The 20,391-nt window shown below is 61.4% G+C and carries 19 protein-coding genes; 17 read left to right on the top strand and 2 right to left on the bottom strand.

The annotated features are described in order from the left end of the window. Positions 1-14 precede the first annotated feature (14 nt). Both KJQ96_RS33410 and KJQ96_RS33405 read right to left on the bottom strand, forming a co-directional pair. Positions 15-1,958 (bottom strand): ABC transporter ATP-binding protein, encoded by a 1,944-nt coding sequence (locus tag KJQ96_RS33410; protein WP_213290523.1) that lies wholly within the window; start codon positions 1,956-1,958, stop codon positions 15-17. A gap of 138 nt (positions 1,959-2,096) precedes the next feature. Continuing rightward, the gene (locus tag KJQ96_RS33405; RefSeq protein WP_213290522.1) at positions 2,097-2,378 is read right to left on the bottom strand and encodes a hypothetical protein; all 282 of its coding nucleotides are present in this window, start codon (positions 2,376-2,378) and stop codon (positions 2,097-2,099) included. 371 nt (positions 2,379-2,749) lie between these two features. Here KJQ96_RS33405 and KJQ96_RS33400 point away from each other — a divergent pair, with 371 nt between their 5' ends. The 17 genes from KJQ96_RS33400 to KJQ96_RS33320 all read left to right on the top strand — a co-directional run bounded on the left by KJQ96_RS33400 (position 2,750) and on the right by KJQ96_RS33320 (position 20,209). After that, the gene (locus KJQ96_RS33400; RefSeq protein ID WP_213290534.1) at positions 2,750-3,841 is read left to right on the top strand and encodes an inositol-3-phosphate synthase; all 1,092 of its coding nucleotides are present in this window, start codon (positions 2,750-2,752) and stop codon (positions 3,839-3,841) included. Positions 3,842-3,854: 13 nt separating this feature from the next. Further along, a complete protein-coding gene (locus KJQ96_RS33395; protein WP_213290521.1) occupies positions 3,855-4,454 on the top strand; it encodes a histidine phosphatase family protein in 600 nt (199 codons plus the stop codon). Next, positions 4,451-5,545, top strand: a complete 1,095-nt coding sequence (locus KJQ96_RS33390; RefSeq protein ID WP_213290520.1) for a glycosyltransferase — start codon at positions 4,451-4,453, stop codon at positions 5,543-5,545. Before KJQ96_RS33395 ends, KJQ96_RS33390 begins: the two co-directional genes overlap by 4 nt. 2 nt (positions 5,546-5,547) lie before the next feature. Then, positions 5,548-6,357: a nucleotidyltransferase family protein gene (locus tag KJQ96_RS33385; RefSeq protein WP_213290519.1), complete on the top strand. Its 810-nt coding sequence runs from the start codon at positions 5,548-5,550 to the stop codon at positions 6,355-6,357. Continuing rightward, complete coding sequence (locus KJQ96_RS33380) at positions 6,357-7,124, top strand: TIGR04290 family methyltransferase (protein ID WP_213290518.1); 768 nt, start codon at positions 6,357-6,359, stop codon at positions 7,122-7,124. The genes KJQ96_RS33385 and KJQ96_RS33380 overlap by 1 nt, the downstream gene beginning before the upstream one ends. Beyond that, complete coding sequence (locus tag KJQ96_RS33375) at positions 7,121-8,071, top strand: beta-xylosidase (protein ID WP_249734824.1); 951 nt, start codon at positions 7,121-7,123, stop codon at positions 8,069-8,071. The genes KJQ96_RS33380 and KJQ96_RS33375 overlap by 4 nt, the downstream gene beginning before the upstream one ends. Next, complete coding sequence (locus tag KJQ96_RS33370) at positions 8,068-8,946, top strand: PIG-L deacetylase family protein (RefSeq protein WP_213290517.1); 879 nt, start codon at positions 8,068-8,070, stop codon at positions 8,944-8,946. The genes KJQ96_RS33375 and KJQ96_RS33370 overlap by 4 nt, the downstream gene beginning before the upstream one ends. Continuing rightward, complete coding sequence (locus KJQ96_RS33365; protein WP_213290516.1) at positions 8,937-9,989, top strand: glycosyltransferase family 4 protein; 1,053 nt, start codon at positions 8,937-8,939, stop codon at positions 9,987-9,989. The genes KJQ96_RS33370 and KJQ96_RS33365 overlap by 10 nt, the downstream gene beginning before the upstream one ends. After that, positions 9,986-11,020: a GNAT family N-acetyltransferase gene (locus tag KJQ96_RS33360; protein ID WP_213290515.1), complete on the top strand. Its 1,035-nt coding sequence runs from the start codon at positions 9,986-9,988 to the stop codon at positions 11,018-11,020. The genes KJQ96_RS33365 and KJQ96_RS33360 overlap by 4 nt, the downstream gene beginning before the upstream one ends. After that, positions 10,998-11,942: a class I SAM-dependent methyltransferase gene (locus KJQ96_RS33355; RefSeq protein WP_213290514.1), complete on the top strand. Its 945-nt coding sequence runs from the start codon at positions 10,998-11,000 to the stop codon at positions 11,940-11,942. Before KJQ96_RS33360 ends, KJQ96_RS33355 begins: the two co-directional genes overlap by 23 nt. Before the next feature lie 43 nt (positions 11,943-11,985). Continuing rightward, a complete protein-coding gene (locus tag KJQ96_RS33350) occupies positions 11,986-13,233 on the top strand; it encodes a phosphopentomutase (RefSeq protein WP_213290513.1) in 1,248 nt (415 codons plus the stop codon). 265 nt (positions 13,234-13,498) lie between these two features. Further along, on the top strand, positions 13,499-14,614 hold the full coding sequence (locus KJQ96_RS33345; protein WP_213290512.1) for an NAD-dependent epimerase/dehydratase family protein: 1,116 nt from the start codon (positions 13,499-13,501) through the stop codon (positions 14,612-14,614). Next, positions 14,611-15,705, top strand: coding sequence for an NAD-dependent epimerase/dehydratase family protein (locus KJQ96_RS33340; RefSeq protein WP_213290511.1), 1,095 nt, complete (start codon positions 14,611-14,613; stop codon positions 15,703-15,705). The genes KJQ96_RS33345 and KJQ96_RS33340 overlap by 4 nt, the downstream gene beginning before the upstream one ends. Before the next feature lie 82 nt (positions 15,706-15,787). Beyond that, positions 15,788-16,882, top strand: a complete 1,095-nt coding sequence (locus KJQ96_RS33335; RefSeq protein ID WP_249734823.1) for a glycosyltransferase family 4 protein — start codon at positions 15,788-15,790, stop codon at positions 16,880-16,882. Beyond that, the gene (locus KJQ96_RS33330; protein ID WP_213290509.1) at positions 16,879-18,024 is read left to right on the top strand and encodes a glycosyltransferase; all 1,146 of its coding nucleotides are present in this window, start codon (positions 16,879-16,881) and stop codon (positions 18,022-18,024) included. The genes KJQ96_RS33335 and KJQ96_RS33330 overlap by 4 nt, the downstream gene beginning before the upstream one ends. After that, positions 18,021-19,112, top strand: a complete 1,092-nt coding sequence (locus KJQ96_RS33325; protein WP_213290508.1) for a glycosyltransferase — start codon at positions 18,021-18,023, stop codon at positions 19,110-19,112. Before KJQ96_RS33330 ends, KJQ96_RS33325 begins: the two co-directional genes overlap by 4 nt. After that, positions 19,109-20,209, top strand: a complete 1,101-nt coding sequence (locus KJQ96_RS33320; protein ID WP_213290507.1) for a glycosyltransferase — start codon at positions 19,109-19,111, stop codon at positions 20,207-20,209. The genes KJQ96_RS33325 and KJQ96_RS33320 overlap by 4 nt, the downstream gene beginning before the upstream one ends. Positions 20,210-20,391 lie beyond the last annotated feature (182 nt).

Here is a 20,391-nt window from a genome sequence, read left to right as displayed (position 1 = left end):
ATTGGCCGAGACTTTCATCCGCTATCTCGAGGAACAGGTGCGGAATAGTCCGTATACCCGGTTCCATCAAGCCGTACGGATGGGTCGACATCGTTGGCGATCAAACCGCGACTTTGCCGTTTCACCAACGACGCGTAGTAGCCGCCGGTGTTCATCAGCGAGCCGTGGGTTCCGCTCTCCGCGACGGTTCCGTCCTTCAGAACGACGATGCGGTCAGCACTCACCACCGTCGATAGCCTGTGCGCAATGATGAAGGTCGTTCGGTGCCTCTTGAGATTGTCGAGCGCGTGCTGCACTGCCTCCTCTGACTCCGCATCGAGCGCAGACGTAGCTTCGTCGAGCACCAGGATCGGCGGATTCTTCAGCAGTGCGCGCGCAATGGTGATGCGTTGGCGCTCCCCTACCGAGAGCTGACTGCCACGCTCCCCTACGAACGTATCGTATCGATCCGGCAGCCGGTCGATGAACGCTTGTGCCTGGGCGGCGCGTGCGGCCGCCAGGATGTCCTCTTCACCCGCCTCGGGACGCCCATAGGCGATATTGGCGCGGATGGTATCATTGAATAGCAGCGGATCCTGCAGCACCACGCCGATGTTCCGGCGCAGCGAACTCTGCCTGACGGTACGGAGATCACGGCTGTCGAGGGTGATCCGGCCTTGCTGTGGATCGTAGAATCGCATCAGCAATGCCATCAATGTGGTCTTTCCCGACCCGCTCGGCCCGACGATGGCTATTGATTGCCCGGGCGCAACGTGCAGCGACACATTCTTGAGAACCGGTCGCGACGCCTGCTCATATGGAAATTGCACTTTCTCAAACCGTACGTCGCCCCGAATATCGCCGAAATCCGTCGCGTCCGGAGAATCGCCCAGATGTTCCTGGATGCTAAGTATGGAGAATATCTTATCCAGCGAAACGGCGGCCTTGCTGAGGCTGGAATAGACCCCGCTCAATCCCTGCACCGGAGCAAACAGGCCTCCGACGTAGCCTAGAAACGCAATCAATGTGCCTAACGTGACCTGCCCGTTCCATGCCAGGTAGCCTCCGACACCGATCGCCGAAAGCCGCGCGAGAGCGATCGAGAGATTGCTGGCGGCGCCGTAGCCCGCATCGGTCGCAACGCCGCGGACGACGACCTGGTTGGCCGCAGATACATCGCGCAGGAAGCGCGACTTCTCGGCATCCTCCATCGCAAAGCTGCGCACCACCACGATGCCGGACAGCACCTCGTTGAACCGGGAGTAGATATGCGCCCAGCGATCGAGCAGCGCCCGCTCCCGACGGGTCTGCTCGGGCCCGGCGTACATTGCGATCAATGCCGGTATCGGCGCGAACATCAAAACGATCAGGGCAAGCCGCCAATCAAGGCTGAACATGATGGAGCCGGCGACGCAGAGAAAGATCAGGGATGGCAGAACATTGAAAAGGATCAAGCTTACCGCGCTGGTAAACCCCTGGATGCTGCGGTCGAGCCGCGTCATGATCGCGCCGACACCTTCGCTGCGCTGCATTCGCAACGGCATCTTGTGAAGCTTGCCTATCGCCGCCTCGAGCAGCGCGTATTGCAGGCCAATGCGCGTACGCCAGGTCAGCCAGTTTGCCGTTGCGTCCAAACTTTCGCGCAGGAGTGCCAAGCCGCCCAAAGCGAGAATGCTCAGCACCAGATTTTCTGCACGATGGCCTGTCAGCTCATCGAACACCGTCTTGATGACGAGCGGCTCGACAGCATTGAGCGTGGCAATAGTAAGGGTGAGCGCCAGGATGATGCCGATCGCATGCTTCTGCGGGTAGTGCAAACCGCACTGCCTGGTATAATCGTCTGGGCCTGCTCTGCGATAACTGCCCCGCCAGAAATGTTCCTGCAGGTGATCGTCCGAGTTGTCATGCCTCTGCCCGACCCTTGCCAGCAGCCGCCCAAACGCTCCTCTCCCAAGTGTTCCTCTCAAGCCAGCAGACACATGCTTGGCCCCGTAAGCTGCGGAAGTGATGGAATGGGCAGGAAAAAAGGCAGGCCTGCCAGCGCGGCATCCATCAGGGCAATCAGCACCCATCCGATGGCCGGGCCAGCTTGGAACCTTCGTGTGGCGGGCTCTTACTTACTGCGCAGATGACCGATTGACGAACTTGTGAAACCGGCTCAGCTCACCTGACTCGGTCCGATCCTGATGCAGGAATGCAAGATCTTCCTTGTCGAACTTCTCGAAGAACTCATCCCACCCGATCGGTTCCAGGCTTTCGTCGCGCGGTTCGAAGTCGAGGCGAAGCACACCGGGCTCGCCACCCTCCTTCGTTCGTTTGACGGTGGCCGGCGTGCCGCCACGTTCCTCGGCCCAGCGCCTAATACTCTCATGGTTCGTCGTAGTGTTACCATTGGACATAGCTCGTCTCCTCGCTCACGTCCCTTCTCGAATCCCGTCTGGTGCGCGGGCGTCGCTACACTCTAATTCGATGACGGCAGCAAGCGTTCCAGACACCAAATCACCTGGTGGGAGTTACCTCTGACGCCCAGCTCGACCTTGTTTGCTATCCTGCTGTTGCCATCATCATCTTCATCATCTCCTTCTGTCGGCCATCCTCCTCCTCATCATCATCTTCTTCTTCATCATCATCTTCATCCTGCCGCTGTCATCAGCATCATCTTCCTCCGATCATCTCCAGAAAGAGATCGCTCGACGCGGCCAAGCAGGAACAAACAATCACACGCCGGCATTACGAATTGCAGAAACCGTCTCCAGCGACATGGCCTGCAATGCAACAGACATCCCTCTCTCAAAAGGTTCGCGTCGGCATCGTCGGCGTTGGCAACTGCGCTTCCTCATTCGTGCAAGGCCTCACTCACTACGCCGATGCTCATGCCAACGAGCCGCTTGCCGGCCTGATGAATGTCGATCTCGGCGGCTATCACATCCGGGATGTCGAGATAGCTTCTGCGTTCGATGTGAACGCAAAGAAGGTTGGACGGGATGTTTCGGAGGCGATCTACGCTCCCCCCAACAACACGTTCCGGTTCGCCGACGCTAGACCGACCGGCACTACCGTCGAGCGTGGCCCTACAATGGACGGACTGGGCCGCTATCTTCGTGAAGAGATCGAGGAATCGGACCTGCCCGTGGTGGATGTTGCCGAGCGCCTGGCAAGCACCCGCACTGACGTGCTCGTCTCCTATCTCCCCGTCGGCTCGCAGCGCGCCAGTGAATGGTACGCAAGCTGCGCACTGGAGGCCGGATGCGCCTTCGTCAATTGCATCCCTGTGTTCATTGCATCCAACCCGCTCTGGCGAAGCAAGTTCGAAAGCCGCGGACTTCCCCTTATAGGCGACGATGTAAAGAGCCAGGTTGGTGCAACCATTCTGCATCGCATGCTGGTCAATCTCTTTCGCGAGCGCGGCGTTCGGCTCGATCGCACCTACCAGCTCAACTTCGGCGGAAACTCCGATTTCAGGAATATGCTCGAACGTGAACGTCTGGAATCGAAGAAGATCTCAAAAACCCAATCCGTGCTCAGCCAACTCGACGTGCCGCTGCCCGATGGCGGTATTCACGTTGGTCCGAGCGATCACGTGCCGTGGCTCGCCGATCGCAAGTGGGCCTATATCCGGCTGGAGGGCACCACCTTTGGCGACGTTCCGCTCAATCTCGAGATGAAGCTCGAGGTCTGGGATTCGCCCAACTCTGCCGGGGTGGTCATTGACGCCGTGCGTTGCGCCAAGCTTGCGATCGATCGCGGCATTGGCGGAGCCCTGGTTGGCCCGTCGAGCTATTTCATGAAGTCACCGCCACAGCAGTTTTCGGACCACGAGGCTCGTGAGAGAACTCTGGGCTTCATCGCAGGGACGGGTTGAGCCGGATTCCGCCATGACGAAATTCTCGCTGATCAGACACGGAGTTCATGACGTCGTCGATCACATCCTGGTCGGCCGCATGGCGGGCGTGCGGCTGAACGGCCGAGGGCGCGATCAGGCCCGGCGGATCGCCGACATCTTTGGCAGCAGTAGCGACATCAACTCGGTGCACTCGAGCCCGCAGACGCGGGCGCTGGAAACGGCAGAGCCGCTGGCGCAACGGCTCGGGCTTGCCGTCCAAATCTTCGCCGGCATTGACGAACTGAACGCCGGGGCCTGGACTGGGCGCTCCTTCGCATCGCTCCATAACGATCCCCTGTGGGGTCAGTGGAACACGAAGCGAGGTCGCGTGCGCCCGCCGGACGGTGAAAGCATGCTGGAGCTACAAGTGCGCGCTGTTGACCACCTGAACAAAATCGCGGCATCGCAGCCGGACGGCCACATCGCCTTGTGCAGTCATGCCGAAGTCATCCGCGCCATCCTTCTGCACGCTTTGAGGCTGCCGCTCGATGACTATCACCGCCTCGATATCGCTCCCGCCACGATCAGCACTATCTCAATCGGTCGAGGCGGCACTGAAGTCATTTCATTGAACCAGCCGGTCGTATCATGAAGCTCGTCATCTTCGGTCTCACATTCAGTTCGTCATGGGGAAACGGTCATGCCACGCTCTGGCGCGGGCTGTGTTCTGCACTGATCCGGCAAGGACACGAAGTTGTCTTCTTTGAGCGCGACACGCCTTACTATGCGATGAACCGCGATCTGTTCGCCCTGCCCGGCGGCGAACTCGTTATCTACCCCGACTGGAGCTCCGTCCAGTCGAAGGCGCAGCGCGAAATACGCGAGGCAGACGCTGCGATTGTCACATCCTATGCCGCTGATGCCCTGGCCGCGAGCGACCTCATCATTTCCGCAAGCCGGACACTCAGCGTCTTCTATGATCTCGATACGCCGGTCACGTTGTCGCGACTCCGGCGCGGCAATACGATCCCCTACATCGGCGCACGAGGCCTCGCAGACTTCGATCTCGTCCTGAGCTACACCGGCGGCGCGGCACTTGACGCGCTTCGTGACGAGCTCGGCGCGCGGCAGGTCGTTCCGCTTTACGGTCACGTCGATCCGGACGTGCATCGTCCTCTCCGAGCGGCATCCCTGCGCCAGTTCGCTTTGTCATACCTCGGGACCTACTCCGCAGACCGACAGGATGCTCTCGATGCGTTGTTCCACGCTCCCGCACGAGCGCGGCCTGAGCTTCGGTTCGTCATCGGCGGCGCACAGTATCCGCAGGACTTTCCCTGGTGTCCGAACATCTTTTTCGTTCATCACCTGCCTCCGACCGATCACCCGGCATTCTATGCCTCGTCTCGCCTCACGCTGAATGTGACCCGCCGACCGATGGCCGATCTGGGCTGGTGCCCATCCGGACGGCTGTTCGAAGCTACTGCCTGCGGTGTGCCGGTTCTTTCCGATGCCTGGGCAGGGCTGGAGACATTCTTCACGCCAGGGGATGAGATCCTGGTTGCTCGCGATACTGCCGACGCGCTCGCCGCGATCGAGCTCTCCGATGCCGAACTGGCGCGCGTGGCCAGGGCCGCGCGTGAGCATACGCTTGCCGCGCACACGTCGGAGCAGCGGGCCCACGAACTGACCGCCACGATGTCCAAGACGCTGATCTCGCCAGCGCGTGAAATGGAGCAGGTATAGCCATGTGGGGTATCGTGCCCGCAGCAGGACGTGGAAGCCGGATCCAGCCGCTTGCATTCTCGAAGGAATTGCTGCCGGTCGGCAGTCGCACCGAAGGCGGCATCGAGCGTCCCTGCGCCGTCAGCGAGTATCTTGTCGAACGCATGGTTTGCGGCGGCGCGGACAAGATCTGCTTCGTCATCTCTCCCGGCAAATCCGACATCATGGAGTATTTCGGGGCGAGCTACGGCTCCACGCCAATCGTGTACGTGGTGCAGGAACAGCCGATCGGACTTTGCGACGCGGTGTTCGCGGCGCGGCCGATTGTCGACTGCAACGCGCCCGTTGTCATCGGCTTGCCTGACACAGTCTGGTTTCCCGAAGACGGGCTCGCCGAACTGCCCGACGACGTTCTGTCTTTCCTGCTGTTTCCGGTTGAACGGCCCGAATTCTTCGACGCCGTTGTTCTCGATCAAGACCAGGTGCGGGAAATCCAGGTCAAGCAACCTAGCCCCGATTCGAACTGGATCTGGGGCGCCTTCAAGATGCCGGGAGGCGTGTTCGAGGAGCTTAGGCAGCTCTGGCTGGCGCGAAACCGAACGGACGAATATTTCGGCACGCTGGTGAATGCCTACCTCGCCCAGGGAGGCAAGGCCGCCGCGGTGAAAGCAGGCCAGGCCTATGTCGATGTCGGGACCCTGCATGGCTATCGAGCCGCCATAAGCCTGCTCGAGGACATCAGGGGCAAGTCGCCGTCGGACAGCGGCGTTGCCGCGGCACTGCCTCATATGCGGCGCGACAGCAACCCGCTTGCACACGAGGTGCGGACGTGATGAGCACCGGGCATTTGACGACGGAGGACATCCGGCTGCGGATCGAGCAGCTCGGGCCATGGTTCCACAACCTCGAGCTCGGCGGCGTCAGCACGGCGCCGACGCATTTCCTCGGCGACTACCCTTCGGTGAAGTGGCGCCGGTTTGCGCAGGCGATCATACCGGAGATCGAGGGCCACAGCGTTCTCGATATCGGCTGCAACGCCGGCTTCTATTCACTCGAAATGAAGCGGCACGGAGCAACACGCGTGCTCGGCATCGATACGGATGAGGATTATCTGCGCCAGGCGCGCTTTGCTGCGGAAGTCAGCAGCCTCGACATCGAATTTCGCAACGTCTCCGTGTACGACGTTGGGACGCTTGGAGAACGGTTCGACATCGTGCTGTTTCTCGGCGTGCTCTACCATTTGCGTCATCCCCTGCTCGCGTTGGATCTGATTCATGAACATGCGGCACGCGATCTGCTCATTTTTCAATCGATGCTGCGCGGCAGCGCCGCAGTGGAGCAGTTGAAGCGGGACTATGGATTCTGGGAAGACGATCACTTCAATCGTCCCGGCTATCCCAAACTGCACTTCGTGGAAGATCGATACGCTGATGATCCGACTAACTGGTGGATTCCGAACAACGCCTGCGCGGAGGCGATGCTGCGCAGCAGCGGGTTCAAGATAGAGCTGCAGCCCGAGCACGAAGTCTATATCTGCCGACGGACCGAGGCCCCGCCGGGCGCCGGCGCGGTCTATCCGAAGAGAGGTCGCTCGACATGATCGAAGCCGTGATGATCTGGAACGAGCCGAACAACAAGTCGCATTGGGATCCCGAGATCGACCCCCACTGGGACCTGTTTGCCGAGATGGCGATCGGCGCCGGCAAGGCGATAGAACGGGTCAATCCGTCATTGCCACGCGTGCTCGGAGGCATCTCTCCTATCGATCCGGCTTTCATTGCAAATATGATGGGAAAGGGCGTGCTCGACCATGTCGATGCAGTGGCCGTGCACGGCTTTCCGCTCGACTGGAACCTTTGGCAGATCGAAGACTGGCCGGCCAAGATCCAGGAAATCAAAGCGGTTACCGATATGCCAGTCTGGGTGTCGGAAGTTGGCGTATCGAGCTTCGGCGCCGAGGAGGTGCAGGCTTGGGGACTTGATCGCACGGCGCAACTGCTGATCGGGCAAGCGCCGCGCATTCACTGGTACAGCCTTTATGACCTGCCGCGCGCGTGGCCGGCCACGACGCGGCACAAGGAGGCCGAAGGATCCTCGTACTACCGTCATTTTGCGATGGGCCTGTTGCGGGAGGATGGGTCTCCGAAGATGGCGGCTGAGCGCTTTCCGCGCCACGCACCTGCACTTGGAATCTGTCAGTGGTTTCATTTTGAAGATCATCGGCTCCACGAAGCCGTAGCGTGGATGAGACGGCTGGGCGTCCGCAGCCTGCGGACCGGCCTCTCCTGGGCGGACAGCTTTCGCCCCAACGCGCTCGACTGGTTTGACCGGCAGATGGAAGCGCTATCGGAGTTCGACGTCACGATCACCTACTGCTTCACGCCGGAACATCGCGGCATCGCATCGCACCACACGAGCGCGCCTCAGGTGCCGGAGGAGTTCGCCGAATTCTGTGCCGCTATGACCGACCGATATGCGCCGCCGAGAATTACCGGAAACCAACCGTTCAGATCGGCAGCCGCCGAACAGACGGAAGCCGCGCAATGACCGCCACGGCAATGAACGAGCAAAACGCAGCGCCGCAACGTGCGGCAGGCGAGGCACTGCTCAAAATCCTGGCCGATCCCAACCGCGCTCACGCCGCCGCAGATGACGTTGCCGTCATCGTTGCCCATCCCGACGACGAAACCATCGGCTGTGGAGCTCAGCTTCACCGACTTGATAACGTGATCGTGGTCGTCGCGACAAATGGCGCACCGCGTGACGGCGCAGATGCCCGGGCGCACGGCTATGCCAGCCCGACCGCTTACGCGACCGCCCGCGAGCGCGAGCTTTGCAACGCGCTGGGTCTGGCGAATCTACCGGCAAGCAGGATCCTCGAGCTCGGCTTTTCCGATCAGACCACCGCATTTCGTCTCGCCGATCTCGCGCGCGCAATCCTTGTTCTCGTTGCGGCACGCGACATCAAGGTCGTTCTCTCGCACGCGTTCGAAGGAGGACACCCGGACCATGACGCCACGGCATTCGCGGTGCATGCGGTCGCCGCATTAAGGCGGCACCATGGGCAGACGCTCGATCTAATCGAGATGCCGTTCTATCACCGGGAAGACCACGGCTGGGCGACGCAACGCTTTTCGCGCCATCCGAGACGACCCGCCATCGCGGTCCGGCTGAATGCTGCAGAACGGGACTGGAAGCGCCGCATGGTTGCGGCGCACACGACCCAGCGTGCTACACTGTCGGCCTTTGATTCCGACGTTGAACGCTTCCGATTGGCGCCTGCCTACGATTTCCACTCGCTGCCCAACCGGGGAAAGCTACTCTACGAGCAGTACAATTGGGGGCTCACCGGCAACTCCTGGCTCATGCTGTCCCGTTCCGCGCTGAGTGAACTTGGCCTGGCAGGCGAACGATGGTTCTGACGGTACTCAATGTCGCATATCCCTTTGCTCCGGTCGGCCCCAATTCGGTTGGCGGTGGAGAGCAAGTGGTTCATCAGCTCGATAAGGCGCTGATCAATTCCGGTCATCGTTCGATCCTGATCTCGTGCGAGGGGTCTCAGGCCGCCGGCATTCACATATCGGTTCCTCGCGTATCGGGCGATTTGCGTCAGGTCGAGATCGAGGCCGCGCAGTATCGACACCGCCACGCCGTCGCACTCGCCCTAGCGCGCTGGCCAATCGATATTGTCCATCTGCATGGTGTCGACTTTCATGCCTACCTGCCGCGAGACGGCCCGCCTGTGCTCGTGACCCTTCATCTTCCGATCGATTGGTATCCGGCGGAAGCTCTCAGCCCACGTCGACCGAATGTGTGGTTCAATTGCGTCTCGCGATCTCAGCATGCAGCCTCGGCGCCCAATCCGCACATGCTGGCTCCCATCGAGAACGGAGTTGCAGATCACTTCTTTGCCGCCAGCGGCGCAAAGCGCAATTTTGCCTTGATGCTCGCGCGCATATGCCCGGAAAAGGGCATCCATCTTGCGATCGAGGCCGCCAAGCGAGCAAACATGCCGCTCGTGATCTGCGGCGAAGTCTTTCCCTATGCGGCGCATCGGCGGTACTTCGAAACGACCGTCAAACCGGCGTTGGACCGCCTGCGTCGCTTCATCGGACCTGTCGGCCTCGCTCGCAAGCGCCGCCTGCTCGCGATGGCCAGATGCGTGCTCATACCCTCTCTTGCACCCGAGACAAGTTCTCTGGTTGCGCGCGAGGCGCTTGCGTGCGGCACACCGGTGATCGCGTCTGCCCGCGGCGCGCTTGCAGAAACCGTCGAACACGGCCGGACCGGTTTTCTCGTTCGCGATGAGGTGGAGATGGCCAAAGCCATCACGCAGGTGTCGGCGCTTGACGGCGAGGCCTGCCGCCGTTCGGCACGTCAGCGATTTTCACTTGAGCGGACGAACAGGAGCTATCTGTCGGTCTATGAAGCGCTCAGCCGAATGGCAGTATCAGGTGCGGCATGACGGCTCCGTTCACATGTCGCGTGATTACGGACGTATCCGAGCTTGCGGCGCTCGCGCCGGAATGGTGGGAGTTGTGGCGGCAATCGCCGACCGCGACGCCATTCCAATCGCCAGCGTGGTTACTGTCGTGGTGGAGTAATCTTTCGGACGGTGACGCTTGCGTTCTCGCTGTTCACTTCGATCGACGGCTGGTCGGGCTAGCACCGTTCTACTGCGAGCGCTGCCCGCGCGGACGGTTTGCTCGGCTGATGGGATTTCCCGTGACCGACTATCACGATTTTCTGATCGCCCCCAAGCTCGAGGGTCCCATACTGGCGCTGCTGAGTTCGCGTCTCGCCGACGTCGGCTTCTGGGACGTTCTGGAACTCACGGAGCTGCCGCCGGATGCTCACGCGCTCCGGATGGCAGTCCCGCCCGGCTGCGATGTGACCAGCGCGTGCGCCAGTGCATGTCCGGTCCTAAACTTGCCAGGCACGCCTGACGACTTGTCGCGGATACTGCCGCCAAGAAAGCGCCGTGCACTTCGCACCGCCCACAATCGCGCTGCGCGGCGTGGCTCGCTCCAGGTCAAGGCGGGCGACCGCAACTCCGTCGTCGATATATTCGAGTTACTTGTTGCGCTTCACCGGAATCGTTGGAGCTCGCGCGGCGAGCCGGGTGTTCTTGCCGATTCCCGTGTGCAGCAATTTCATCGCGATGCGTTGCCGGACCTGATGGCCGCCAACCTGCTGCGCCTCTATCTCCTGCAAATCGACGGCCAACCCGCGGCAGCCTACTACGGCTTTATGCACCGCAATCAGGCCTATGGCTATCTCACCGGGTTCGACCCTGCCTATGCCTTCGAGTCTCCCAGCGTGGTCCTCCTCGAACATGTTATCGCGGAATCGATCTGCGAAGGCGCCCACAAATTCCATTTTCTTCGCGGCCGGGAGCCATACAAATATGGGTGGGGCGCGCGCGATTGCTGGAACGAATGCCGCCTGTTTCATCGCATCAGCGTCGACAGCCATGACATCGCACGAAAAGCCTGACGATCTCATCGACGGACGGCTGCTCGAACCTGCGCTTCGCGGGGCATACGGCCGCACGCCTGAAAACGTCGCCCTGGCGCAGATATTAATGGCTGCCTGTTGTGCGGACGAGGCCAACCGGGCACTCGATGCGGCGATCCGCCATATCCGCTCCGATCCGCATGAGCGCAGCGAATCCGTAAGGCGACTCCAGCGCATGCGCGCACTCTGGGATCAAACGCCCGATGCATTTGCAAGCATAAAGGCCGTCATGCACTCGCTCGACCACCCTGGGGCGCGGGATTCCCACCCGTCCCCCGAAACATGGGCGACGATCTTTGACGACGCCGTCGGCGTCTCACGCGAGGCAAGCGTCGCGCTCTACAGCCTCGGCCGCGCGGATCTGTTGCGTGCTGCGACCGACGAAATTGTAGAGCGCATTCGCACGTGGAATTTGCTCAGGGATGATGCCTGCGTGCTCGATGTCGGTTGCGGCAGCGGACGCATCGTCGAGGCGCTGGCCCGACACGTCAAAACAGCAATCGGCATCGATGTGTCTATGCATATGCTTCAGGCTGCACGCGAGTGCTGCGCCGCTTGCCCCAATACCACCTTCGTTCGCACTTCCGGACAAGACCTGTCGGTCTTCCAGGACGAGTCCGTCGATCTGGTTTGTGCCGTCGACGTGTTTCCCTATTTCGTGATGTCCGGTCTCGCGCAGCGCCACATCGGCGAAATGGCGCGTGTGTTGCGCCGCGACGGTCATCTGCTGATCCTGAACTATGCCTACAGCGATGATCCGAGAGCGAGCGGAGACGAATTGCGGCGTTTCGCGCAAGAAGCGGGGCTAAGCGTGCGGCACGGCGCGACGCGGGAATTCTCCCTCTGGGACGGCACGTGCTTCCTGCTGCGGAAATCAAGCCAGCAGGAACGTTCGATATGATCCGGAGTTGGCCCGCAACTGCCGTGCGAACGGAGGAGTGACGATGGCGCGCGCTCTTGTCCTGGTACTTGATTCCGTTGGTATCGGCGCCGCTCCGGACGCAGCCCGTTACGGCGACGAAGGCGCGGACACCATAGGTCACATCGCAGATGTCTGCGCGCGGGGCCAGGCTGATCGCGCATCGCTGCGCACCGGTCCGCTTCGGCTACCGAACCTGGTGGAACTCGGGCTCGGAGAGGCGTGCCGACTTTCGACCGGTCGCGTGCCGCCCGGACTGCAGAGCGATGCACGTCCGATCGGACGGTATGGCTGCGCTGCGGAAATCTCAAAGGGGAAGGACACACCGTCGGGTCACTGGGAGTTGGCAGGCGTGCCGGTTCTGTTTGACTGGGGCTATTTCCCCCGCGAAGTTCCGTGCTTCCCGCCGAAGCTCATTTCGACATTGTGCCAGCAGGCCAAGCTTCCCGGAATTCTCGGCAACTGCCACGCGTCGGGCACCGAAATCATCGCCGAGCTGGGCGACGAGCACATCAGGTCGGGTAAGCCGATTTGTTACACGTCCGCCGACAGCGTCTTTCAGATTGCTGCGCATGAGGACGCCTTTGGACTTGAACGGCTCTACGAGATCTGCACCGTCGCTCGGTGGCTGGTCGATCCACTTCGGATCGGACGGGTCATCGCTCGGCCATTCACGGGCTCGTCGGCGGAGGGTTTCGTTCGCACCGGAAACCGGCGCGACTACTCCGTTCCACCGCCTAGCCCGACGGTCCTCGACCGCGCGACGCAGGCCGGCCGCTGCGTCCTTAGTATCGGGAAAATCGGCGATATATTTGCACACAGCGGCACCGGACGCGTGCTCAAGGCCAATGGCAATGCCGCATTGTTCGACCGAACGCTTGAAGGAATAGCCGCCCTGCCCGACGGCGGGTTGTTATTTGCAAACTTTATCGACTTCGACAGCCTCTATGGGCATCGCCGTGATCCGGCCGGATATGCCGCCGCGCTGGAGGCTTTCGACGCACGCATCCCGGAGATCCGCCGGATAATGCGCGAGGACGATCTCTTGGTCATCACCGCTGATCATGGTTGTGATCCGACCTGGCGGGGCACCGATCATACCCGTGAGCAGGTTCCGGTGCTGCTGTTTGGACCATCGCTGCCAAGCGGACCGATCGGCCGCCGCCAGACCTTCGCCGACGTCGCTGCGGCGGTAGATGAACACCTGGCGTTGGCGTCAGCATCGGTCGGAACCGGACGCGATATGCTGCACAGTCGAGCGCCTGCGTTCTGACGAGGTCTCGACGCGCCAACACATGCTGGTGCGACCGAATCCGCTCGTCGTTCGATCGGTGACTTACCGCCTCAACCATTTGACGAGGCCCTCGACCTCACGACTTCAGGAACAAACAAATTTTCTCTGCGTTCGACCGACGTGCGCTTCGCAAAGCCAATGTCGGCTTTACGACAGAGCCCGCAGCAATCGCCGGATCAAAACATTTCTCCCATGGCGGCATTCGGGTCCGCCGAGGTGAGCAACAGCCGTTTCTGGAGGGACGATGTCAAAGCGCATTCTGATCACGGGGGGTGCCGGCTTCATCGGCTCCCACCTAACCGACCTTCTGCTCTCGTCCGGCTACTCGGTGCGGATTCTGGATGCGCTTGCCTCGCAAGTTCACCGAGACGGTGCGCGTCCGAACTATCTCGACGAGGAAGCAGAACTGATTGTCGGCGATATCAGAAGCAGAAGCGAGGTCGACCGGGCACTTGCCGGCGTGGATGCCGTCATTCACCTCGCCGCCGCGGTGGGCGTCGGTCAGAGCATGTACGAGATTGCCACATACACGAGCATCAACGATCTCGGCACCGCCGTGCTTCTCGAAGCGCTCGCCTCCCGGCCGGTCGAGAAGCTTGTTTGCGCCTCTTCGATGAGCATCTATGGCGAGGGGCTCGCCAGGCGCGACGACGGAACGACTGTCGCGCCGCAGCCGCGTCCTGTCGAACAACTCCGTCGCGGCATCTGGGAAGTGCTGGACAGCGATGGCACGCCGCTGACGCCGCTGCCAACTCCCGAAAGCAAGCAGCCCTCGCTGAGCTCGATTTATGCGCTCGGCAAGTACAATCAGGAGCGCCAGTGCCTGATCATCGGCGGGGCCTATGGCATTCCGACCGTGGCACTGCGCTTGTTCAATGTCTACGGGCCGCGGCAGTCGCTGTCGAACCCATACACCGGAGTGCTCTCGATCTTTGCGTCGCGGCTGCTCAACGACCGCCCGCCCCTGATATTCGAGGACGGCAACCAGTGCCGGGATTTTGTCCATGTCCAGGACGTCGCACAGGCATGCAAGCTGGCGCTGGAATGCCACGACGGCGCTGGCGACGTCTACAACATCGGTTCGGGCGAGTGCCGGAGCATCAGCTCCGTCGCCAGTGATCTGGCCCGCGTGACGGGGAGGCCGCGCATCGCTCCGCAGGTGACCGGCAAATATCGCGCGGGCGATATCCGCCATTGCTTTGCCGATATCGGCAAGGCCCGCAGTCGCCTCGGCTACGTTCCGAAAGTCGATTTCGAGGACGGGCTTGCCCGGCTCGCGCAATGGCTCGCGGGTCAGGCGGCTGTCGATTCGGTTGAAGCAGCTACGCGCGAGCTGGAGGAACGGGGGCTCGTGGCATGACGTTCGCTAGTCCCAGTATCAAGAGCGCTTCCGAACGCATCCTGGTAACCGGCGGCTGCGGATTTCTTGGCTGCAACATCGCCGCCGGGCTTGCCGCACGCGGGCGCAGCGTCGTGGCCATGGACAACCTGTCGCGACGGGGATCCGAAGAGAACGCGGAGTGGCTGAGGCAGCGATACGGTAACCCTGTTTCGATCGAGATCGCCGATATACGCGATGCGAATGCCGTCAACGCATTGGTTTCGGCAAGCACCGCTGTCATGCACCTCGCTGCCCAGGTAGCGGTCACCACCAGCATCGAGGACCCGATCTCGGATTTCGAGATCAACGGGCATGGCACTCTCAACGTGCTGGAGGCGATACGCCGGCACAATCCGAACGCTCCTATCGTATTCGCATCGACCAACAAGGTCTACGGCAGGTTGCTCGATACATCCGAGGTGCATCGCGTCGACGGCCGCTATGTGCCCGACGAGCCGCGGCTCGCCTGTGGCGTGGCCGAGGACGCCCTGCTCGATCTGTATAGTCCCTACGGATGTTCGAAGGGCGTCGCCGATCAATATGTCCGGGATTACGCGCGCGTCTTCGCCTTGCGCTCGGTCGTGCTGCGGATGAGTTGCGTATACGGCCCGCGCCAGTTTGGCAACGAAGACCAGGGCTGGATCGCACACTTTCTGCTTCAGGCCATTCGGCGGCGGCCGATTACGATCTATGGGGACGGCCACCAGGTCCGTGACGCCCTGTTTGTCGATGACGCGGTCAACGCCTGGATCGCAGCGCTCGACAACATCAACGGCATTTCCGGCCGGATCTTCAATCTGGGTGGCGGTCCCTCCAACGCGATCAGCCTGCGGGACTTGCTCGAGCTCATCACCGAATTGCGTGATGATCGGCCGGATGTCCGCTACGCCGCCTGGCGTCCCGGTGATCAGCCTTGGTATGTCTCCGATATCAGCGCGGTATCGCAAGCGCTCGAGTGGGAACCACGGGTCCCGGTACGGCAGGGTCTGAACCTCATCGAGCACTGGCTGGACAGCCATATCAGCGCTGGCGGCGCGGCGGCCTCTGAACTGCTGGAGGCCCGGATATGACTACCGCAGTTTTCCGCATGTCGCGCAGAGCTCTGGCGGAGTTGAGGCCATGACTCCACCGTGTCGAGGACTCCGTGTCTTGATGACGACCGACGCCGTCGGCGGCGTTTGGGTCTACGCCTCGACGCTGGCGCGCGCGCTGTGTCAAATGGGAATGGAAGTCTCGCTGGTGACGCTGGGCCCCGCGCCACGCGACGATCAACTCGAGTCCATCGCTGGTGTTTCCGGCCTGACACTTGAAATCACCGATCTCGCGCTCGAATGGCTTGATCCCGAGGGTCGGGATTTACATCGCGCCGCCGATCGGCTAGCTGCGATCGAGAATCGCGTGAAGCCGGATGTCGTGCATCTCAACAGCTATCGCGAAGCGATCAGCACCTGGCGTGCCCCCGTTCTCGTTGTCGCCCACTCCTGTGTACGCTCCTGGTGGCTTGCCTGCCGCGGCGAGGAACCCACGGAGCCGCGATGGCTCGACTACATAACCAACGTTCATGCCGGGCTATCCGCGGCAGATCGGTGGATTGCACCGACGCATAGCTTTCGCGACAAGATAACAGAGCTCTACCAGCCGGAAAGTACCGGCCTAGTGATCCGCAACGGAGTAGAGGAGTGCGCTTCCCGCACAAGGAAGCAGCCATTCATACTAGCTGCCGGACGGCAATGGGACGAGGCCAAGAACCTTTCGATCCTTGGCGAGGTCGCGCCGCACCTGGCTTGGCCGATCCGGACCAATGGACCTCTGGGCATTGGCCGCGATGATCGGCATGCGGAAAGCTCGCCGGAGTTGTCGCATGCCGCATTGCTCGAGAGGATGCGATGCGCCTCGGTCCTGGCGTCGCCTGCCGTGTACGAGCCGTTCGGACTTACCGTGCTCGAGGCAGCGACGGCGGGTTGCGCGCTCGTTCTGTCGGACATTGCTACATTTCGCGAGCTTTGGGATGGAGCAGCGTTGTTTGTGGAGCCACGCGACCGGGACGAGTGGCAGACGGTGCTCGCCTGCCTGACGCAGAACGACGCCCTGCGCCATGACCTGCAGAAGCGCGCGACGCTGAGGGCGCGCCGTTACCGGCTGAAGGCAATGGCTGATGCGTATGCCGGGCTGTATCGCGAACTAACAGGCAGCGCCCGCGCTGCCGCGCCGAGGTCCCACCAACTGCTGGCCGAGGTGCAACCATGAAATTCGTGATGTTCTATCATTCGTTCGTGTCGTGCTGGAATCACGGCAATGCTCATTTCCTGCGCGGCATCGCACGCGAACTTCTCCACCTCGGACACCAGGTCACGATCTACGAGCCGTGCGATGGCTGGAGCCGGCTCAACGCGTTACGCGACGGCGGTGAAGAATATTTGCGGGAATCGGCGCAACTTGTGCCAGGTACAGACCTCCGGACGTATGATCTGGCGACATTGGAGCTGGATCAGGCGCTCGACGATGCCGACGTCGTTGTCGTGCACGAATGGAACGACCCCTCTCTGATCGAGAAGCTCGGCGCAAGACGCCGCAACCGCGGGCGTTTTCTTTTGCTGTTCCATGACACGCATCACCGCGCGGCGACGGCATCAAGCCAGATCGGCAACTTTCAACTTGGTGACTACGATGCAATTCTCGCCTTTGGCGAGGTACTGCAGCAGCTCTATCAGCGCCTGGGTTGGGGCCGCAGGGCCTTCACCTGGCATGAGGCCGCCGACGTCGCGCTGTTTCGCCCGCAGTCGGACGCGGCAAGGGATATCGACCTGATATGGATCGGCAACTGGGGCGACGATGAGCGCGATCAGGAATTGCAGGAATTCCTCGTCCAGCCGGCCGTGGAAGCCGGACTCAGAACGCAACTGTTCGGCGTGCGCTATCCAGACGACGTGCGTGAACAGTTGCGGACCGCAGGCATCGAATTCCGCGGCTGGCTTCCCAACCATCGCGCGCCGGACGCATTCGCCCGCGCGCGCATGACCATTCACGTGCCTCGCCGACCCTACGTGGAGAAGCTACCCGGCATTCCCACCATACGGGTATTTGAGGCTCTCGCCTGCGGAATTCCGCTGGTCAGCGCCCCATGGAATGATGCGGAAGGGCTGTTTCCTCCGGAAAGCTTCGTCACGGTGAAGAACGGTAGAGCGGCAGCTGCAGCGCTCCGGGCGCTGGTGCAGGACCAGGATTTCGCCGCCGAGACTGCGCGCAGAGGCCTGGCGGCGATTCACGCGCGCCACACATGCGCTCATCGTGCGCAGGAACTGCTTCGTATCATAGAAGTCCTCGGTGGGAAACGAAATCCGGCGCGGGCCGATCTCAGCCGTGCAACTGAACAAATGGTCTCGTCATGAAGATCGCCTTTTTCGGATCGAGCCTGGTGTCGTCGTACTGGAACGGTGCTGCGACCTACTATCGCGGCTTGCTAAAGGCGCTCGCCACGCTTGGCCAGGAGATCACCTTCTACGAGCCCGATGCGTTCGAGCGCCAGCGGCATCGCGACATTGCCGATCCGGATTGGGCACGCGTGGTGGTCTATCCGGCGACCGAGGACGGTTGGCGCCGCGCGCTGGAGGAAGCAGCGCACCAGGCCGATTTGATTGCCAAGGCGAGTGGGGTCGGCGTCTTCGACGAGGAGCTTGATTTGGCGGTGGCCGAGCTCGCTCGCACCGGATTGATGACCGTCTACTGGGATGTCGACGCTCCGGCGACGCTGGAGAGCATGACTACTGACCCCGTTCATCATCTGCACCGGACAATTCCGCGGCATGATTTGGTCCTCACCTATGGTGGAGGCGACGAGGTGGTTGAGCGCTACCGCCGCTTCGGTGCACGCCAATGCATTCCGATCTATAACGCGGCGGATCCTCAGACTCATCATCCTGCTCCGCGCCGGAATGACTATGCATGCGACCTCAGCTTCCTCGGCAACCGCCTTCCGGACCGTGAGGCCAGAGTCGATGAGTTCTTTCTTGCTCCCGCGCAAATGCTTCCCGGCCGCAAATTCCTGCTTGGCGGCGCGGGCTGGGACGATAAACCAGTGCCGGCAAACGTCAGCATCGCAGGCCACGTCGGCAGTGGCGATCACAACGCCTTTTTTTGCTCCGGGTTGGCCACGCTGAACATCAATCGCGACAGCATGGCGAAGATCGGCTTCTCCCCCCCGACGCGCATCTTTGAAGCCGCAGCCGCCGGCGCATGCATTATCACCGATGCGTGGGACGGCATCGACGATTTCCTCGAACCCGGAACGGAGATCCTCGTCGCCCGCGACGGCAGGGATGTCGTCGAGCTCATCGAAGGCTTGCGGCCTGAACAGGCGGAACGCATCGGCGAGGCCGCACGCCGACGCATCCTGGATCAGCACACCTATACCCAGAGGGCACGGCAGGTGATGGAAGTCTTGAACCTCGCAATCAGCAGCAGAGAGGCAGCGGAATGAAGCTCGACATCGTGATGTTCGGACTTTCCATTACCTCCTCCTGGGGTAATGGTCATGCCACGACCTATCGCGCACTGATCAAGGCACTCGCCGCACGAGGTCACCGGATCACCTTCCTCGAGCGCAATGTGCCCTGGTATGGCGATCACCGCGATCTGTCGAGTTCGCCGCATTGCCGGATCAAGCTTTATGATTCGTTGCGGGACGTATCACAGCACTATAGCTCGATGGTGGCCGCCGCTGACGTCGTCGTGCTTGGCTCGTTCGTTCCCGATGGTGCCGCTCTGGGCGACTGGATCACCAGCATCGCTCGTGGCGTCACCGCCTTCTACGATATCGATACTCCCGTGACGCTGAGCCAGTTAGCGACCAACAGCTCGGAATATATCAGCCCCTCGCTCATTCCCCGTTTTGACCTCTATCTTTCGTTCACGGGCGGTCCGATCCTGCAACTAATCAAGGGAATGTACGGCAGTCCCCGGGCACGTGCGCTCTACTGCGCCGTAGACGTCGACGTTCACAAGCGAGTCAGAGTCCCGACGCAGTGGACGCTGGGTTACATCGGCACCTACAGTGAGGACCGGCAGCCGCTGCTGGAGGAGCTTCTCCTGGAACCCGCCCGGCGCTTGCCGAAACACGACTTCATCGTGGCTGGAGCTCAATACCCCAGCAGACTGATCTGGCCGAAGAACGTCCGGCACATCGAGCACCTGCCGCCCGGCTCACACTCGAAATTCTATTGCAGTCTCCGCTACACGTTGAACTTGACTCGGCAGCACATGGCGGCGGCCGGATATTCGCCGAGCGTTCGGCTATTCGAAGCAGCAGCATGCGGTGTTCCGGTCATCAGTGATCGCTGGCCCGGCATCGAGGAATTCTTCGTCCCCGAACGCGAGATCCTTCTCGCCGGTAGCGCCAACGACGTCGTGAATATCCTTTCCCGATCTGGCGAACTGCAGCACCGCAAGGTTGCGGCCGCGGCGCGCGAGCGCGTGCTCAAGAACCACACGGCTGAATTTCGCGCGGCCGAGTTTGAGGGATACATCAAGGAGGTGATCAGCCAGCCCGCAAGCGCACCGTCGGTCGAAGCGGTATAGGCGGTCGAGATCCGGCGAGTTCCGACACTCGCTGCGATGACGCATGTCAACGCTTTGACGTTCTCGGGGCGAAGTCACGCTCATTCAGGAACAGTCGAGCGCAATAATTGTTTGTACCTTGTGGCTACGAAGGCAAGCCGAGCAATTTCGAAGAACATTGGCTTGCCGCAAGCATGGTCACG

Source organism: Bradyrhizobium sp. sGM-13, from assembly GCF_018398875.1.
Taxonomy (GTDB): domain Bacteria; phylum Pseudomonadota; class Alphaproteobacteria; order Rhizobiales; family Xanthobacteraceae; genus Bradyrhizobium.
This window is presented reverse-complemented; position numbering and strand designations above follow the sequence as displayed.

What these genes read in the sequence shown, in the direction of transcription:
- KJQ96_RS33355 (WP_213290514.1), top strand. Translation starts at nt 10,998, where the DNA reads ATGACATCGCACGAAAAGCCTGACGATCTCATCGACGGACGGCTGCTC.
- KJQ96_RS33370 (WP_213290517.1), top strand. Translation starts at nt 8,068, where the DNA reads ATGACCGCCACGGCAATGAACGAGCAAAACGCAGCGCCGCAACGTGCG.
- KJQ96_RS33400 (WP_213290534.1), top strand. Translation starts at nt 2,750, where the DNA reads ATGCAACAGACATCCCTCTCTCAAAAGGTTCGCGTCGGCATCGTCGGC.
- KJQ96_RS33395 (WP_213290521.1), top strand. Translation starts at nt 3,855, where the DNA reads ATGACGAAATTCTCGCTGATCAGACACGGAGTTCATGACGTCGTCGAT.
- KJQ96_RS33345 (WP_213290512.1), top strand. Translation starts at nt 13,499, where the DNA reads ATGTCAAAGCGCATTCTGATCACGGGGGGTGCCGGCTTCATCGGCTCC.
- KJQ96_RS33365 (WP_213290516.1), top strand. Translation starts at nt 8,937, where the DNA reads ATGGTTCTGACGGTACTCAATGTCGCATATCCCTTTGCTCCGGTCGGC.
- KJQ96_RS33325 (WP_213290508.1), top strand. Translation starts at nt 18,021, where the DNA reads ATGAAGATCGCCTTTTTCGGATCGAGCCTGGTGTCGTCGTACTGGAAC.
- KJQ96_RS33360 (WP_213290515.1), top strand. Translation starts at nt 9,986, where the DNA reads ATGACGGCTCCGTTCACATGTCGCGTGATTACGGACGTATCCGAGCTT.
- KJQ96_RS33375 (WP_249734824.1), top strand. Translation starts at nt 7,121, where the DNA reads ATGATCGAAGCCGTGATGATCTGGAACGAGCCGAACAACAAGTCGCAT.
- KJQ96_RS33385 (WP_213290519.1), top strand. Translation starts at nt 5,548, where the DNA reads ATGTGGGGTATCGTGCCCGCAGCAGGACGTGGAAGCCGGATCCAGCCG.
- KJQ96_RS33350 (WP_213290513.1), top strand. Translation starts at nt 11,986, where the DNA reads ATGGCGCGCGCTCTTGTCCTGGTACTTGATTCCGTTGGTATCGGCGCC.
- KJQ96_RS33390 (WP_213290520.1), top strand. Translation starts at nt 4,451, where the DNA reads ATGAAGCTCGTCATCTTCGGTCTCACATTCAGTTCGTCATGGGGAAAC.
- KJQ96_RS33330 (WP_213290509.1), top strand. Translation starts at nt 16,879, where the DNA reads ATGAAATTCGTGATGTTCTATCATTCGTTCGTGTCGTGCTGGAATCAC.
- KJQ96_RS33405 (WP_213290522.1), bottom strand. Translation starts at nt 2,378, where the DNA reads ATGTCCAATGGTAACACTACGACGAACCATGAGAGTATTAGGCGCTGG.
- KJQ96_RS33320 (WP_213290507.1), top strand. Translation starts at nt 19,109, where the DNA reads ATGAAGCTCGACATCGTGATGTTCGGACTTTCCATTACCTCCTCCTGG.
- KJQ96_RS33380 (WP_213290518.1), top strand. Translation starts at nt 6,357, where the DNA reads ATGAGCACCGGGCATTTGACGACGGAGGACATCCGGCTGCGGATCGAG.
- KJQ96_RS33335 (WP_249734823.1), top strand. Translation starts at nt 15,788, where the DNA reads ATGACGACCGACGCCGTCGGCGGCGTTTGGGTCTACGCCTCGACGCTG.
- KJQ96_RS33340 (WP_213290511.1), top strand. Translation starts at nt 14,611, where the DNA reads ATGACGTTCGCTAGTCCCAGTATCAAGAGCGCTTCCGAACGCATCCTG.